This is a genomic window from Virgibacillus siamensis (assembly GCF_039522605.1).
Taxonomy (GTDB): Bacteria; Bacillota; Bacilli; order Bacillales; family Amphibacillaceae; genus Lentibacillus; species Lentibacillus siamensis.
The window spans coordinates 200,261-214,887 of sequence record NZ_BAAADS010000009.1; the positions used below are offsets into that span (position 1 = coordinate 200,261).

The following is a 14,627-nucleotide window of genomic DNA, read 5'->3' on the forward strand; positions in this document are numbered from 1 at the left end:
ATGAACATTTACTTACTGGGAGCAACTGGCAGAGTAGGCCGGGAAATTTTAAAAAAAGCTATCGCAGACCGGAATCATGTAACAGCACTTGTCCGGGCACCAGAAAAATTACAGGTTACGTCTGATTACCTGTCTGTCATTCAGGGAAATGTGTTGGACGAGCAAGCTGTCCGACGCTCCATGTCGGGTACATCCGTGGTGATCAGCGCTTTAAGCACTGATAAAAACCAAACGTTATCCAAAAGCATGCCTCACATTGTACAATCTATGGAGGAGCACGAACTCAACCGTATCGTAACAATTGGGACTGCCGGTATTTTAAATAGTAGAACACGGCCCGGCCTGTACCGTTTTCAAACAAATGAATCGAAACGTAAATCAACAGTCGCTGCAGAAGATCACTTAACTGCTTTTCAACTGCTGAAAAACTCAGACCTGACATGGACAGTTGTCTGTCCCACTTACCTGCCTGCGGGTGAAGAAACAGGGGAATACCGCACTGCTGACAGTGTATTGCCCGAAAATGGCACGAAAATTTCCGTTGAAGATACCGCTGCATTCGCTTATAAGGAGCTAACAGAAAACACCCTTCTCCATAAACGGGCAGGGATTGCTTACTGACAAGTTTCATCTTTGAATAAATTACTTGTACAGAAAAAGTCCAATTATATAAATAATTAAACCTAATATGGGATTTGTTACCCAAGCCTAACTTGCCCAGCCGTAATTGAAACAGTATCTTCTTCATGATACACCATGTTTTAGACAGCAAAGTCTTCTTAAGGCAATAGAACATCCACTAATGTATAGTATTACTTGAGGCCTGATTCGTTTTTTGCTAGTTTTTAAGAAAGCTTTATTTATTTGAAATAAAAAATAACAATAACAAGGAGAGAATAAAGGGATGGTAGAGCCATTTTCAGGCGACTTTAATTTCATAAAAAACAATGAATTTATCTCCAAAGCAATTGATTTGGCTGGAGTAGGAGTAGTCATTACAGACCCTACGCAATATGATAACCCTATAATTTATGTTAACAGAGGGTTTGAGGAAATCACGGGTTATGCTGGGAAGGGTATTGTTGGTCAGAATTGTCGATTCTTACAAAATAACACAGCAACTGAACAAGAAAAAAAGCAAATTCGTTCAAAAATGGAAGCTGGTGAGCAAGTACACATTGTATTAAAGAACTTTCGCAAAGACGGCACCCCTTTTTGGAATGAAATAAATATAAATAAAGTCTATATGGAAGAACTACAAAAAGCTTTTTTCATCGGTATTCAAAAGGACATCACAAAACAAAAAGAAGCTGAAGAAAGAGCGCAACAGCATTTACTTGATATTCGTAAACTTTCATTACCTATCATACCAGTTGATAAAAACAGTGCTGTTATTCCTGTCGTAGGCAGTATTAATGAAGATATACAGCAACAATTGAAAAATAAAATTGGTGATTATCTAGAAGCAGAAGATAAAGAATACATAATTTTAGATTTATCCGGCGTAGAAGAATTTAATGAGCAGGTCAACTGGACAATTTACTCATTAGATCAATTAATTGGACTAATGGGTGCCAATTTATACATTTCTGGCTGTACACCAGAATTGGTTTTGCACAGTCTTAAAGGATCTTATGATTTAGCTTCCATTCCAACATTTCAAGGTCTAGAAACAGCAATCAGCCATATATCAAGAGCCTAATATGTTAATCCTCATGAAACAAATATACGAACCAGCTTAATTGATCTAGACAATGGGTATCAAATTAACAAAAAATTGTCACAGGAGTTTTTTCATTGAAACCAACAGTAAAGGAATTCCAAGATGATACAGCATTAATGGAAGAAATAAAAACACAATCGAAAACAGGTATATCTAAAGATAACATGTACGTCATGTCCCATGATAATGACTGTACAGACAGAGTGGCATTACCCCCTCTATAACAAAATTTTATAGGGGTGAGTAAACTTTTGACAAGTAGGCACTTTTTTGTTTAAAAGTTACCAAAGTATACTAATAGTTAAATAGTTTTAAATCATTATGCTTTTTCCCTTTTTGTTTTTTGGTATAAACCAAACAAACATCCTACTCTTTTACCGGGTCAATAGATTTACTATCAGCCACTACTTCAACATGATTTTCTCCCCATTTAGAAAGCATTGACAACGCCGGTTCCAGATCTTCTCCATAAGATGTCAGAGAGTACTCAACTTTTGGTGGAATTTGATTATAAGAAACTCTTTTTACTAATCCATCATCTTCCAATTCGCGCAGTTGCTGTGCAAGCATTTTTTGAGATATCTTTGGGATTTGTTTTCTAAGTTCCCCAAAACGCAATGTTTTTCTGAGCAATCTGCACAAGATGACCCCTTTCCATTTTCCACAAACTACTTCCAATGTCACTTCAATCGGATGATCATATTCTATTCTTATATCCAATTACCCAACCTCCCCAATAGTTTCGTAAAGTAAGTGTAAATCATAATTTCATTTATTTCCAATAATAAATTAGCTGGTTGTTAATGCTCTCAAAAAGTATATTTCAGTAAGTGAATTACGGAAAAGTGGGTACTTGTCAATCTACTATTCTCGTATTTACACTTTTGTTAAGTAAAATTTAACATCTTTTCACTTTCCAGACTAGTAAGTTAACGAATTGTAAGCTTTCACTATGTGTTTAACCATAAAAAATCGGGTAGATAAAATTAAATAAATCAATTCAATTCCTATATTGGAGGTGACAACATGTTTTGGACAATTATCGCCATCTTACTAATTTTATGGTTGTTAGGCTTCTCTTTTCATATACTGGGAGGGCTAATTCACATTCTGTTAATTATCGCGGCGGTTGTTATAATTATCAAGGTAATTCGTTCCGTGACAAACAGTTAAATTCACATTAGAAAGGAGATTAATGCATGATGAAGCAACAAAGAACGCGGCAAATAACAGCAGTTAGAATTCGGGTTAAAAAACTTACCACCAACCAATAGTTGAAACTCTAATTCCATCGCCATGATTTATATGCGTCAATTGAAATTGGTAACTATCCCGAATTTAAACTAGGTAACTTCGCAGGAAATAGTTATATAAATGAAGCTGCACTTAAAATAATACAATATCATGCTGATGAGACTTTTTCACATTATAAGGTGATTAGTGCAACACACGGAGGCAAAAAACGGTTGGATAATCAAAAATTCAGCAGTAACAGCGGTGTAATGATGGATGATGGTTGAACGTCTTCACACAATAATTCATTGCTGCAATCGCTGAACACAGCCATTGGAACCATGAACGTAAAATAATCAAACTAAACTAAGATATGAATAATTGGAGGTGAGGTACTTGTCACAATTAACTGTTGGGCTTATTCCTTGTCCCGATGCGCCAGAAAAATTAGCTGAGACTTTCAAAAGTAAATTACCTGACTTCTTATCTGCAAAGGTTTCAGATCAAGTCAAATGGTCTGTTGAAGTTACAACAGACCCTCTTATTGGCTCAGCTGAAGACACACAAGAACTGATGGATGAGACTGAATATATAAGAAAGCAAGAAAACTGGGATTTTGCCATATGTTTAACAGACCTCCCATTGTTTGATGATAAGGATTTGGTCGTGGCAGATGGTGATTATAATCGGCAAATAGGGCAAATATCGATTCCAGCATTTGGATCTTTTCCTTTAACCGCCCGCATAAGGAAAGTATTGCTACAAGTTGTAAAAGAATTACACAACCATCAATCGAATAATAAAGAAACAGCTGCTACCACTGAAAAAGGCATGTCTGATCGTGAAAAAAACACTGTATCCAGACAATTTTTATTTTCACTGATTCGTCGTGAACATTCAACTCCTATGGGTAAAAAAATGGATCTGCATCTCGTTATTCGTCCACGTTTTCAGGCAAAACTGCGTGTTTTAGCCGGGATGACATATGCAAACCGCCCGTGGGGTATTATTCCATCATTTAAGCCTATCGTTGCAGTGGCTTTTGCAACAGGGGCTTACGGCCTTATTTTTCCTACTTTATGGAAGTTAAGCGGAGCATTCGAACTCTTACGCTTTTTAGGTTTAATGGTTGGCGCAATCTTTAGTATTGTGGTGTGGATTATCGTGTCTCATAATCTGTGGGAAAAGCCAGCTATAAATAATGATAAGGTTATCAGAAAATTGTATAACCGAACAACAATAGCTACTTTAACAGTGGCAGTATTATGTTATTATATTACGCTTTTTGTATTATTCCTGCTGACAGTCCTTTTGTTTGTTCCGCCGGGTTTATTTCAATCTTTAGGTGGTTTAAAAGAATCCGTTAATTTCTGGAATTATACAAAATTGGCCTGGTTAGCCACTTCCATAGCAACCTTTGCGGGATCAATTGGGGTCGGCCTTGAAAACGAGGAAAAGGTACGAAACATTATGTATGGATACCGACAAAGCCAACGTTCCAAATACTATCGGGATCAGCAAGATGAAGAAAGCAGCAAAACCAAAGATAGTTAACATAAGATAGGCAAACAAGACCTTTATAAGAGCTTCAGGTTTTTCTTGATTTAAAGGCGGTTATAGATCATACATGTAAAAGGCAGAATAATGTTATGAAGGATAAGCGTACCGGAGAAATTATGACAAGACAATTATTAGAATGGGGGTAGACATCTACGGCCTCCAGGAGACTCAATAACGCATTTGCTAATGATTTTAGGAATAAAGAAGATGTTATCCATTTTATACAGGTACGGCATGAATAAGTCGCTGAATAATGCAGCAAAGAAGATACCTTATTAAAAAATCAGAGGATCTTTCCAATGATTCAAGTCTTCAAAACCAGTCGTGATTGATGTTGCTAAAGAAGTTTTGACGCCGTTGCCTGGCAAGTTTACTTAGATTAGGCGGTCAAATACGAGATATTTTTAATAAAAGAGTTTTTTACCAACTATAAAGCGGAAATTCCAGACATTTAAGAAGTCATTGACACGGCTATAAAATAAAAAGTTGGACAAGTAGGAGGGACAGACAATGCGGTTATGGCATGAAAAGCTGTTATCAGAATTACCCAGGCAGCAATTACTTGGTCAGCACCGAGAGTGTTGCGCATTACGGGGGAATGCCTGGGGGAAAAATCATACAACGGTTAACTACGTGTTCAGCTACTCTCCGTATAAATTGTATTTGTACCACATGATTGTAATAAATGAGATGAAACAGAGAGGCTATAAAAATGATCCATTATGGGAGAACCCATCATATCGAGGAAAAACTTGCCCCCCTTATAAGGATGAACAATTGAAAGAAGCATGCAATAAGCATGACGGGAATTCTCCGATTTATCCGGAACACAATGGGGAATATTTGCAAGAATGCATTAACAACCTGAACGCAAAAGGTATCCGTCTATAAAAATTAGATCGTTGGTGCGTTTATAATATAATTAGAAAGACACCGGGTAATTAATATTTGACCGGTGTCTATAAAATTCTTGTTTATTAAAACAGCATAATATAGCTTGTAATTCCAACGTCTTATAAGGGTTAAAGGTCCAATCATTTTCATACGAAAGACAAGGTGATAAGCAAATGTGGATCCACCACAATTTTTTTAAATACATGACAGGCGCAATATTAATTGTAATTTTTATCTTTTTTCTTGGAAAAATTGATTTCTTTCTTGCCCCATTCAAAAAAGTGGTGGCTACTTTATTTTTCCCGATTATTTTTGCTGGTCTTCTCTATTATATTTTAAAACCGGTAGTTAAATTGTTTTCAAAACCAAAATATATGACTAAATCATTATCCATCTTACTAGTTTATATTATTATTGGTATTCTTACTTTTCTTGTGGGTCATTTTGCGGGAAGTGTCATCAGCCAACAATTTGAACAATTCTCCAATCAAATTCCAAATAAAATTGAACAACTGACAAAGGAAACAAAACATTTAGTGAACAGCTCTCAGCTTGAATCATTTTCGTTTCAAGAACTGAAACAAAAAGCGGTTTCTTATTTTGGTAATTTGTTGAATGGAATTGGCAGTAACATTTCCCAAATTATATCCTTAATAACAGGGATAGCAACAACATTGGTGATTGTTCCTTTTATTTTATTTTATTTTCTTAAAGATGATCGCCAGTTTGCGTCATTAATTGAAAAGCTCATCCCAAAAAATTACTATGAAGAAGGAAAGACACTTTTAAATGATATCGATCATACACTTTCTGCATACATCATCGGTCAATTAACAGTGGCTTTTGTGGATGGATTTCTAATGTACATTGGATATCTGATTCTGGGGGTCCCTTATGCTGCAATTCTAGGAATATTTGTTATGATTACCGCTATTATTCCATTGATTGGTCCACTTTTAGGAATCATACCGGCCATTATGCTTGGCCTACTACAAAATCCAGTCATGGTTATTTATATTTTTATTTTAATGATAGCTGTGCAGCAATTAGAAGGCAACCTTATTTCTCCGCAAGTGTTAGGCAAACGATTGGATTTACACCCTTTAACCGTTATTTTGCTGCTCATTGTCGCAGGAGCATTATATGGATTTATTGGAGTTCTGCTTGCGGTTCCTTTATATGCTGTTTTAAAGGTTACCATCAAAAATTTCTATAAGTTATACCGGCTTCCTAGATAATGAGGTACTTTATATTTTGATGTATCAAATTATTCTTATGTAACCAAATATGTTTGCTCCAACTTCACTGTTGATTTTCGCAAATGCTTTATATGAATACATTGAAGCCCAGACAGAAGCATATACATTCCTTGGAGTCTAAAAGAAAGAGACTTCAAGGAATGCTTTATCACTGATATGCCGCAACATAGGCGTAAACTGTCCAATTCATTTAAAGTTCCAATGTTTTTGGTTCAATACCAGTTTTATTCATAATTCTTATTCTAACTGGTGTAATTTCCAGCACAACATAATCCGGATCATCAGGACCATTAAACCAATTCTCTAGATAGGAATTCCATAATTCCTTTTTCAACTCAGTATTACTGTTTATAGTAGCCTTACCTTCATATTCCACATATTCATCACCGAAACCTTCTCCTTCATAGCCTAACAAAATATGGGTATATGGGTTTGCTTTTAATTCTTCAGCTTTATGTGTTTCCAAACTGGTTGCTGTAAAAAGCTTTAAATCTTTTCGTATAAAGGTCATGTATCTTGAATGTGGCTTATTTTGTTTAACTGTCGCCATTGTACCAACAGCACTGTCATCTATAATTTTCTCAACCGTCTCTTTTATTTCATGTTGACCCAATCGAGACACTCCTTTCTTAGTTATGCAAAACTGACATGTTCCATTATTCTACTGATTGTTTGTTCTCCCAAGTCTTCCCATTCATTTTTATCTCTTATCAAACCATCTTGATCAAGCGGCTCCTGAAACTGGCTGAATCCTGAGGCAGCTCCAAGTGCATTTGCATTTTTATCCAGCCCTGTATTAACAACATGTTTAATTACATACGGAGTTTCAAACTGGATATAAGCATCCGGACGATCAAGTTCTCCTTTCAGCACTTTAAATGGCATTCTTAAATAAATGGATTCACCTGCTTCTCTCCATAGTAATCCATCCAGACATCCCTTATGATAGTCCCAGCATCCTCCGAGACAATAACCAAGTTTTTTAGAGTGCTTTGCCATATTGCGATAATAGGTCCTTTTGCCTTCAAGTTCTGTTTGCAATTCAATCATTTATGCGCTCTCCTTTAAACATGTTTGTCCATATTATTTACTTATGGAAGGAAATAATACCAAGAGCGCTTCGTTTTTTCTAATCTGTAGACGATGTTAAAAAAAATAAGGGATGACTCGCAATTTCAAATTAGAGTTAAGATGCAGGTTAGAACAAAATAGATTAGAGGAATTGTAAAGATGCATAACAAAGTCGTCAACAGAACACCTGATGTTGCAAAGGACGTATCTGCCCCGAATTTTTGTGAATACAGAGAAATTGTCGGAGCAGAAGGCATTCCCGATACTAGAATAGCAATGATAAGCAGCACATCAGGTACAGGCATAGTGATAAACGGGAATAATAGGGATGGAATAATAACCAGCCTAACTGCCACTGATTTCCAAAGATAACTATTCCTGACCATTGCCGGAAATACATTTATTTGAATATTTGCCATTAAACTTCCTATTAATATCATGGAAAGAGGTATCGTCATTTTCCCTATTTCCTGAAGTGTCTCAGAGATTGCTGATGGCCAACTCAGCGGTGAAAACAGGACTACCAGACCCAATAGTGTCGATAAAATTCCAGGGTTTAAAAACACATGTTTCCAGTTGATCCCCTTGTTTGTTTTTGTAAATAAATAAATTCCATATGACCAAATCAACAATAGATACCACAAATTAAAAATGGTCAGATAAATAATACCTTGCTCCTGAAACAGAATAAAACATACGGCATAACCAATAAAACCCTGATTACCAAAAATAATAAGGCTTTCATATACATGTTTTTGTTTGGACGGAAGCTGTGCACGTCTTCTCATTAACCCTGCCAGCAGACAGGACAGCAACATTATATATGCAGACATGGATATAAGCCACAGAAATTCTTTTAGGATGGAAATGGAGAACGGAATATCCAATGAAAATAAAATTAGTGAGGGTAACGTAATATATAGAATTAGCTGGGTCAAAACTTCATTTGTATTTTCATTTAGAACCGCCGTTTTTCGTGCTGTAAAACCGAGTAATGCAATACTATAAAGCATCAGCATTTCAGTCAAAAAAGAACCTGTCGTCATGTGATGACCCCCCACTGGTTTACTATATGAACAGATAAACCAGATGGTACTGTAGTCATCGTAAACAACAGGCCCTAAAAAAACTAATGACTTTTATGCTGCAGTTCCTGAATTGCATCTTGTACAAGTGTGACAGTCTAAGATAAAAACAAATTGGTGTTAAAGCACTTTTTATTCCCGTTAAGCCAGCCTTTTTTCTTTTCTGAACCCCAGCATACATGGGAAAAATAAGAACAAATATTAAAACGATAGATAAGATAACCGGTTTATTCGACTCCATTTTCTAAAATTGAAAAAGTCTTCCTGCTACAATTAACCTCTGCCATCGCACCATATGGCAATATAAATTTCGGCTCTGTATGGCCGAAATTTAAGTTATAAAGAATCGGCAAGTTTTCCAAATCGTATTCCCCCATAACCTGATAAATGACTTTTTTATACTCCTCGTAATAGGTCTCATCAAGCGGTTTAGCAAAAATGATTCCATTGGCTTTTTGAAAAATGCCCTGCGCAGCATAATTCCGCAACCAACGTTTTATCATTTCCGGATCTGTCTTTTCTTCGGAGGTTTCAAAGAAAAGAATGGCGTCATCCCAGTATGTTTCACTTGGCCATAGCTCCGTTCCTTTCGCAAACTCCAGTACTTCGATACAACCACCCAACAGACGCCCTTGTATAACATCTGACCCTTGTAACAGTTCGTATCCTGAATTCGGCTGCATCGTGCGTTGCTGATCCTTATTCACTTCATCCCATTCAATAAACTGACTTGTCCAATCTTTAGCCGATTGAATTTCACCTATAATCTCATTGGAAAAAAGAGTTCGGTTTACATTTGAAATAAAACCACAAACTTCCAACTTTTATAGGCACCCCGATGATTAATCCACTCAGATACGATTCAGATACGATTCAGATGGGTATCCTGAAACTTTGTCGGATATTTCAATCCATATCCAAGCATTCTATCCATCCCGATATGAGCTGCCCAAATTAGGCCAATCATTAAAAAAATATGGCTATCTACCAAAACACCAAAAAATATTATTGCTGCAGGAAAACTATAAGTGTGAAATAAGTTATACAATATCGAGCCAACCTTGTTATTTTTCAAGTATCCTAGTGCTGAAAAATCTGGTGCGAGCAATAAAATGAAAAACGCAAACCAACTAAATTGTAAATAGGCGTAAAAATAAATGCTTAATGCCAGAACTACCAGTCCCTCAATGTGCAATAAAATTTTATTCAAGAATCTTCACCACTTCCAGGGTTCCTAAATTTAATTTTATCATAATTCACTTAACAATCTGGCTCTTTCATACGATATTACCGCTTTTCCTTATTAGGAAAAGCGGTTCATACTTCATTGAACAGCTTTTTCTCCTACTATTTAAGCTTCAACAGACGCAACGCATTTAAAATAACAATAACAGCAGCTCCTGTATCACTCAGAACCGCCATCCAAAGCGTAAGCCATCCCGGGAATATAAGGGATAAGGCAATGAATTTCACTACCAACGCAAACCAAATATTTTGTTTGATAATCGTCAATGCTTTCTTGCTTAATTTAACGGTATATGGGAGCTTTTCCAGGTTATCCGCCATTAGAACAATATCAGCAGTTTCCATTGCGGTATCTGTCCCGGCACCACCCATCGCAATCCCCAGATCAGATGTTGCAAGTGCCGGGGCGTCATTTATACCATCACCGACCATTGCTACCTTATGACCTTCACTTTGCATTGTTTTAATCGCCTTCACTTTATCTTTCGGCAATAGCTCAGCAAAATAACGGTTGACATTCGTTTTCTTTGAAATCATTTTTGCCGTTCCTTCGTTGTCACCCGTAAGCATCGCCAATTGATGTAACCCAGCCTGCTTTAGACCTTTTAACGCCTCCATTGCCGTATTACGAATGGGATCAGCTACAGAAATGACTCCGAATATCTCCTGTTCTGTTCCAATTATCACAACTGTTTTTCCATGACGTTGAATCCCTTCTACATTAGCTCTAATATTTTCCAATGGTACAGTCATTTCTTCAAACAGTTTCAAGTTGCCGGCATAATAAGTTATTCCATTAATTGTTGCCTGAACCCCTTTACCAGCCATATTCATAAACGACTCACCATGTTTTTGCTGAACGCCCTGATCCTTTGCACACTCCATAATCGTTTTTGCAATTGGGTGTGTGGAGTAATTTTCTAATGTGAAGGCAAGAGACATTAATTCATTTTCTGAAACAGTCAGTGCATTGATTTCGGTAACTTTTGGCTTTCCTTCCGTTAAGGTACCTGTCTTATCAAATGCTATTGACTGAATTGCACCAGCTTTCTCCAGGAAAGTACCACCCTTAATTAACACACCATTCTTTGCAGCATTTCCAATAGCAGAAACAATCGCTACGGGTGTGGAAATAACCAGTGCACATGGACAGGCCACAACTAATAACGCAAGGCCTCTATAAACCCATTCACTCCAAGCACCAAAACCAAATAACGGCGGCAGAACAATGACAGCTAATGCAACACTGATCACGATAGGTGTGTAGATACTTGCAAACTTATCGATAAATGCTTCCGTGGGTGCTTTTTGTTCTTGTGCTTCCTCAACAAGATGGATGATATTCGATATAGTTGTATCTTCAACCAGCTTTGTGACTTTTACTTCAAGAGATCCACTTTCATTAATCGTACCTGCATAAACTGTATCACCAATCATTTTATCCACTGGGATAGATTCTCCGGTAATTGGAGCCTGATTAACGCTGGTATCACCTCGGATGATTTCACCATCTAATGGGATGCGGTCACCGGGCTTTATCACAATGACCTCACCAACAGAAACGTCTTCCACCGACGTTTTAACTAATTCTGTGTCAGCCTTAATCCAAGCCTCAGATGGTGCTAACTCCATGAGGTTACGGATAGATTTCCTCGTTTGTTCAATAGATCTGTTTTGAAGTGCATTCCCAAGCGCAAATAACCAGACCACGATTGCACCTTCAAACCATTCCCCTATTAAGGCGGCTCCAATTGCTGCAGCTGACATAAGGACATTCATGTCTAATGAACGACTTTTTATCGCGTAATAAGCACTTTTTACAGGCTTATAACCACTAATTACAATTGCGATAGCATAAAAAAACGTTGACATTAATGGAGAAGTTTCATTGAAAGAACCAATAAACCCTAGTGCGATTAGAATACCTGATAAGGTAATTAGTCCATACCCTTCCTTGGCTTTCGGCGTTTCCACAGCTTTATTATTATCTGAATGCAAAGAGGCTATATATCCGATTTTAGATACTTCAGCAACAATGTCATCAACGCTATTTTCATGTTCCACTTTCATTTTTCCGGTTGAAAAATGAACACTGACATCATGAACGGATGAAATCGTACTTAAATGATTTTCAATGCTTTTAGCACAACTGCCACAGTCCATTCCAACAACATCATACGTTTTGTAATGCCTGCTTAGTCTTAGCGGTTCAGCCATATACCCTAATTTTTGAATCTCATTTTCGACACTGTCAAAGGACAAGGCACTGCTGCCTGATATTTGCAGTCTTGCCGTATTATAATTGACGTTTACCTCTTGAATATCGTCCAATCGATCTAACCCTTTTTCGATTGTCACAGCGCAGGTTGGACAATCCATCCCGTATATGCGATATTCGGTCTTTTCACCGTTATCACTTGTTCCAGACGTTTTATTGCCACTTGGAAATGCCACAACACTGTTGCTGCAGCAAGTTGTTCCCTTTGTCTCCATATCTCCAGATGGCGTGTGATTGGCACAACAGTCGTCATGCTCATTCTCAGATTTCGTTCCTTCGAGATAATAGCTGCAACAGGCTCCCTGATTGGACTTTACTTCAGACGCTGTGTGACTGCTGCAGCTACCGGTATGCCCCGTATCAGATGTAAACTTGTGATCACAGCATGCATAAATGCCTTGTTCCGTTTTCAGCTCTTGTTCATTTGATCCACAGCATTTATCTGACATGAACGTCACCCCCTACTCTATATGATTTTCACAGGTGGCTATATCGCTTTCCACGTCTACAAGAACCACATCAATCATCGTCAATAAATCACGCACCCGTTGATTACGTAATCCATAATAAACGTATTTTCCTTCCTGTCTCCCTGTAATAATGCCGCAACCTTTTAAACATGCCAAATGCTGTGAAATATTCGATTGATTGCCCTGTATAGCTTCAACGATTTGTGATACCGTTTTTTCATCGTCTTTAATACATTCCAGTATTTGAATTCTTGTTTTATTTGAAAATCCATGCAAAAGCTGAACTTTTGACTCATAATCCACAGTTAACATTTTGTTTCCTCCCATCATATTAGAAACTGCTAATATATTGTATTGTTATCATATTAGCAACTACTAATATGTGTGTCAATATTTAAGACTAAAAAACACATCTCTTTAAAAAAGGTGTGTTTTTTAGTCTAAATTAAAATGGCCGAACGGCAACTCGCTGTTCAATTCTTTCGCACATTGTATGATGCGTGCAGAACATCCTTTAAAATATATCATACGTTTTTCTTTATTTGACCCAGTTGAGGAAAGATATGCTGAACATACAGGTTATGCAGCTGTTCACCAGGTGCATTATAGGTGGGATGTTTTATAAAAGAAATAATGGGTTGAAATTTAAATGTTCTATTCATTCCTCAACTTTTTCTTTATAGTACTGTTTTTCTTCTTTTGCACTACCAAACGTTTTTTGTGTTGGATAATGAGCTTTTGCAAGTGAACCACCACTCACATCTTTTACAGTATGGACAACCGTGAACGCACTTTCATCAATCTCACGAATCAATTTTTTTAAATAAAACAGTTGCTGTTTTGGAACTGCAACGTAAATAAGATGTTCATCATTTCCATCACCATCATTTTTACCTTGCAAAATTGTTGTATGAGCGCCAAGATTCTCCCGGATAGAACGAGCTATTGTTTCATTGTAATCCGAGAATATATGAACAATCTTTTTGGATTCAAAGCCTTCCAAAACATAGTCAGTCACTCGTTTTCCAATAAATAAAGCCACTACAGTGTATAATGTTAATATTGGGCCAATAACTAATATTCCACCTGCAACAACTAAAGCATCTAACACAAAATTAGTTCCTGTCAGTTCCCAACCAAAGTTATAATTTAGCATTTTTGCAATGGTTGACGTCCCACCAATAGTACTTCCTGAACGAAAGATGAAACCAAAACCAATTCCTGTAAACACTCCTGCATAAACGGCCGCAAGAAGAGGATCATCCATTGTAGATCCAAAGCCCTCCATAATGAACAGAAATATTGAAAATAAAGGAATGGCAACCATTGATTTTATAATCATCGCCCAGGGTAAGTAGCGATAACCAATTAATAAAATGAGTCCATTTGCGACGAAGGTCACCAATGCAGGAGACCAGCCTAAGCTAAAATAAAGCAAGAGGGATAGTCCCGGGATACCACCTTCAACGAGCGAGTTGGGCATTGCAAATATAGCTACTGAAAAAGCAAAGAAAAAAGTACCCAATACCATGAGTCCAAAATCTTTCATATCGCACTTCCTTTTTCTCTCTCTAATCAATAACTAGTATATAAGCTTTTGTATTATGTTGCACGAAAGGAGTAATATTAATTCTTCGATTTAGGATAGAATATTGCCTGATAATATTACGGAAGACCGTTTTACAACCATATTCCCTGTTACGACAATAATTACCTTTTTGCAAACAATGTCTCTACACCCCCCCGAAATTATTGCCAAAAATACCACTTTAATTTTTTATGAAAAAGAACTAGACATATCCTTTATAA

15 protein-coding genes and 1 pseudogene are annotated in these 14,627 nt (G+C 37.0%); 7 read left to right on the forward strand and 9 right to left on the reverse strand.

Going from position 1 to position 14,627, the window contains the following annotated elements; translation table 11 throughout:
• From ABD010_RS07230 to ABD010_RS07240, 3 genes are all read left to right on the forward strand, one after another.
• Window positions 1-621: an NAD(P)-dependent oxidoreductase gene (locus tag ABD010_RS07230; protein WP_343811594.1), complete on the forward strand. Its 621-nt coding sequence runs from the start codon at window positions 1-3 to the stop codon at window positions 619-621.
• A 283-nt stretch (window positions 622-904) separates the two neighbouring features.
• The gene (gene ytvA, locus ABD010_RS07235) at window positions 905-1,702 is read left to right on the forward strand and encodes a YtvA family blue-light photoreceptor (RefSeq protein ID WP_343811595.1); all 798 of its coding nucleotides are present in this window, start codon (window positions 905-907) and stop codon (window positions 1,700-1,702) included.
• Between the two features lie 95 nt (window positions 1,703-1,797).
• Window positions 1,798-1,947 (forward strand): general stress protein, encoded by a 150-nt coding sequence (locus ABD010_RS07240; protein ID WP_343811596.1) that lies wholly within the window; start codon window positions 1,798-1,800, stop codon window positions 1,945-1,947.
• Window positions 1,948-2,089: 142 nt separating this feature from the next.
• On the opposite strand, the gene ABD010_RS07245 is transcribed toward ABD010_RS07240, so the two are convergent.
• Window positions 2,090-2,437 (reverse strand): winged helix-turn-helix transcriptional regulator, encoded by a 348-nt coding sequence (locus tag ABD010_RS07245; RefSeq protein ID WP_343811659.1) that lies wholly within the window; start codon window positions 2,435-2,437, stop codon window positions 2,090-2,092.
• A 312-nt stretch (window positions 2,438-2,749) separates the two neighbouring features.
• Between ABD010_RS07245 and ABD010_RS07250 the strand changes: the two genes are divergently transcribed.
• The 4 genes from ABD010_RS07250 (at window position 2,750) to ABD010_RS07265 (ending at window position 6,648) form a co-directional block, all read left to right on the forward strand.
• Window positions 2,750-2,896, forward strand: a complete 147-nt coding sequence (locus ABD010_RS07250) for a lmo0937 family membrane protein (RefSeq protein WP_343811597.1) — start codon at window positions 2,750-2,752, stop codon at window positions 2,894-2,896.
• A gap of 456 nt (window positions 2,897-3,352) precedes the next feature.
• The gene (locus tag ABD010_RS07255; protein WP_343811598.1) at window positions 3,353-4,510 is read left to right on the forward strand and encodes a hypothetical protein; all 1,158 of its coding nucleotides are present in this window, start codon (window positions 3,353-3,355) and stop codon (window positions 4,508-4,510) included.
• A 516-nt stretch (window positions 4,511-5,026) separates the two neighbouring features.
• Window positions 5,027-5,407, forward strand: a complete 381-nt coding sequence (locus ABD010_RS07260) for a TIGR02328 family protein (RefSeq protein WP_343811599.1) — start codon at window positions 5,027-5,029, stop codon at window positions 5,405-5,407.
• Window positions 5,408-5,583: 176 nt separating this feature from the next.
• Window positions 5,584-6,648 (forward strand): AI-2E family transporter, encoded by a 1,065-nt coding sequence (locus ABD010_RS07265; protein ID WP_343811600.1) that lies wholly within the window; start codon window positions 5,584-5,586, stop codon window positions 6,646-6,648.
• A 211-nt stretch (window positions 6,649-6,859) separates the two neighbouring features.
• Here ABD010_RS07265 and ABD010_RS07270 read toward each other — a convergent pair whose 3' ends face one another.
• The 8 genes and pseudogenes from ABD010_RS07270 to ABD010_RS07305 all read right to left on the reverse strand — a co-directional run bounded on the left by ABD010_RS07270 (window position 6,860) and on the right by ABD010_RS07305 (window position 14,367).
• On the reverse strand, window positions 6,860-7,282 hold the full coding sequence (locus ABD010_RS07270) for a pyridoxamine 5'-phosphate oxidase family protein (protein ID WP_343811601.1): 423 nt from the start codon (window positions 7,280-7,282) through the stop codon (window positions 6,860-6,862).
• A 20-nt stretch (window positions 7,283-7,302) separates the two neighbouring features.
• Complete coding sequence (locus ABD010_RS07275; RefSeq protein ID WP_343811602.1) at window positions 7,303-7,719, reverse strand: YugN family protein; 417 nt, start codon at window positions 7,717-7,719, stop codon at window positions 7,303-7,305.
• A 125-nt stretch (window positions 7,720-7,844) separates the two neighbouring features.
• The gene (locus tag ABD010_RS07280) at window positions 7,845-8,786 is read right to left on the reverse strand and encodes an AEC family transporter (RefSeq protein ID WP_343811603.1); all 942 of its coding nucleotides are present in this window, start codon (window positions 8,784-8,786) and stop codon (window positions 7,845-7,847) included.
• A gap of 266 nt (window positions 8,787-9,052) precedes the next feature.
• Window positions 9,053-9,628: pseudogene (locus ABD010_RS07285) on the reverse strand (S66 peptidase family protein); the annotation flags it as partial.
• 59 nt (window positions 9,629-9,687) lie between these two features.
• A complete protein-coding gene (locus ABD010_RS07290) occupies window positions 9,688-10,035 on the reverse strand; it encodes a DUF4260 domain-containing protein (RefSeq protein ID WP_343811604.1) in 348 nt (115 codons plus the stop codon).
• 137 nt (window positions 10,036-10,172) lie between these two features.
• Entirely contained in the window at window positions 10,173-12,797 is a 2,625-nt protein-coding gene (locus ABD010_RS07295; RefSeq protein WP_343811605.1) for a heavy metal translocating P-type ATPase, read from the reverse strand.
• A gap of 12 nt (window positions 12,798-12,809) precedes the next feature.
• Window positions 12,810-13,130 carry an ArsR/SmtB family transcription factor gene (locus ABD010_RS07300; protein WP_343811606.1) on the reverse strand — a complete coding sequence of 107 codons (321 nt, stop codon included), beginning with the start codon at window positions 13,128-13,130 and terminating at the stop codon, window positions 12,810-12,812.
• A 346-nt stretch (window positions 13,131-13,476) separates the two neighbouring features.
• Window positions 13,477-14,367, reverse strand: coding sequence for a YitT family protein (locus tag ABD010_RS07305; RefSeq protein ID WP_343811607.1), 891 nt, complete (start codon window positions 14,365-14,367; stop codon window positions 13,477-13,479).
• Window positions 14,368-14,627 lie beyond the last annotated feature (260 nt).

Coding starts and splice junctions, on each gene's coding strand:
- ABD010_RS07230 (WP_343811594.1), top strand. CDS start 1: ATGAACATTTACTTACTGGGAGCAACTGGCAGAGTAGGCCGGGAAATT.
- ytvA (WP_343811595.1), top strand. CDS start 905: ATGGTAGAGCCATTTTCAGGCGACTTTAATTTCATAAAAAACAATGAA.
- ABD010_RS07250 (WP_343811597.1), top strand. CDS start 2,750: ATGTTTTGGACAATTATCGCCATCTTACTAATTTTATGGTTGTTAGGC.
- ABD010_RS07260 (WP_343811599.1), top strand. CDS start 5,027: ATGCGGTTATGGCATGAAAAGCTGTTATCAGAATTACCCAGGCAGCAA.
- ABD010_RS07265 (WP_343811600.1), top strand. CDS start 5,584: ATGTGGATCCACCACAATTTTTTTAAATACATGACAGGCGCAATATTA.
- ABD010_RS07275 (WP_343811602.1), bottom strand. CDS start 7,719: ATGATTGAATTGCAAACAGAACTTGAAGGCAAAAGGACCTATTATCGC.
- ABD010_RS07280 (WP_343811603.1), bottom strand. CDS start 8,786: ATGACGACAGGTTCTTTTTTGACTGAAATGCTGATGCTTTATAGTATT.
- ABD010_RS07295 (WP_343811605.1), bottom strand. CDS start 12,797: ATGTCAGATAAATGCTGTGGATCAAATGAACAAGAGCTGAAAACGGAA.
- ABD010_RS07300 (WP_343811606.1), bottom strand. CDS start 13,130: ATGTTAACTGTGGATTATGAGTCAAAAGTTCAGCTTTTGCATGGATTT.
- ABD010_RS07305 (WP_343811607.1), bottom strand. CDS start 14,367: ATGAAAGATTTTGGACTCATGGTATTGGGTACTTTTTTCTTTGCTTTT.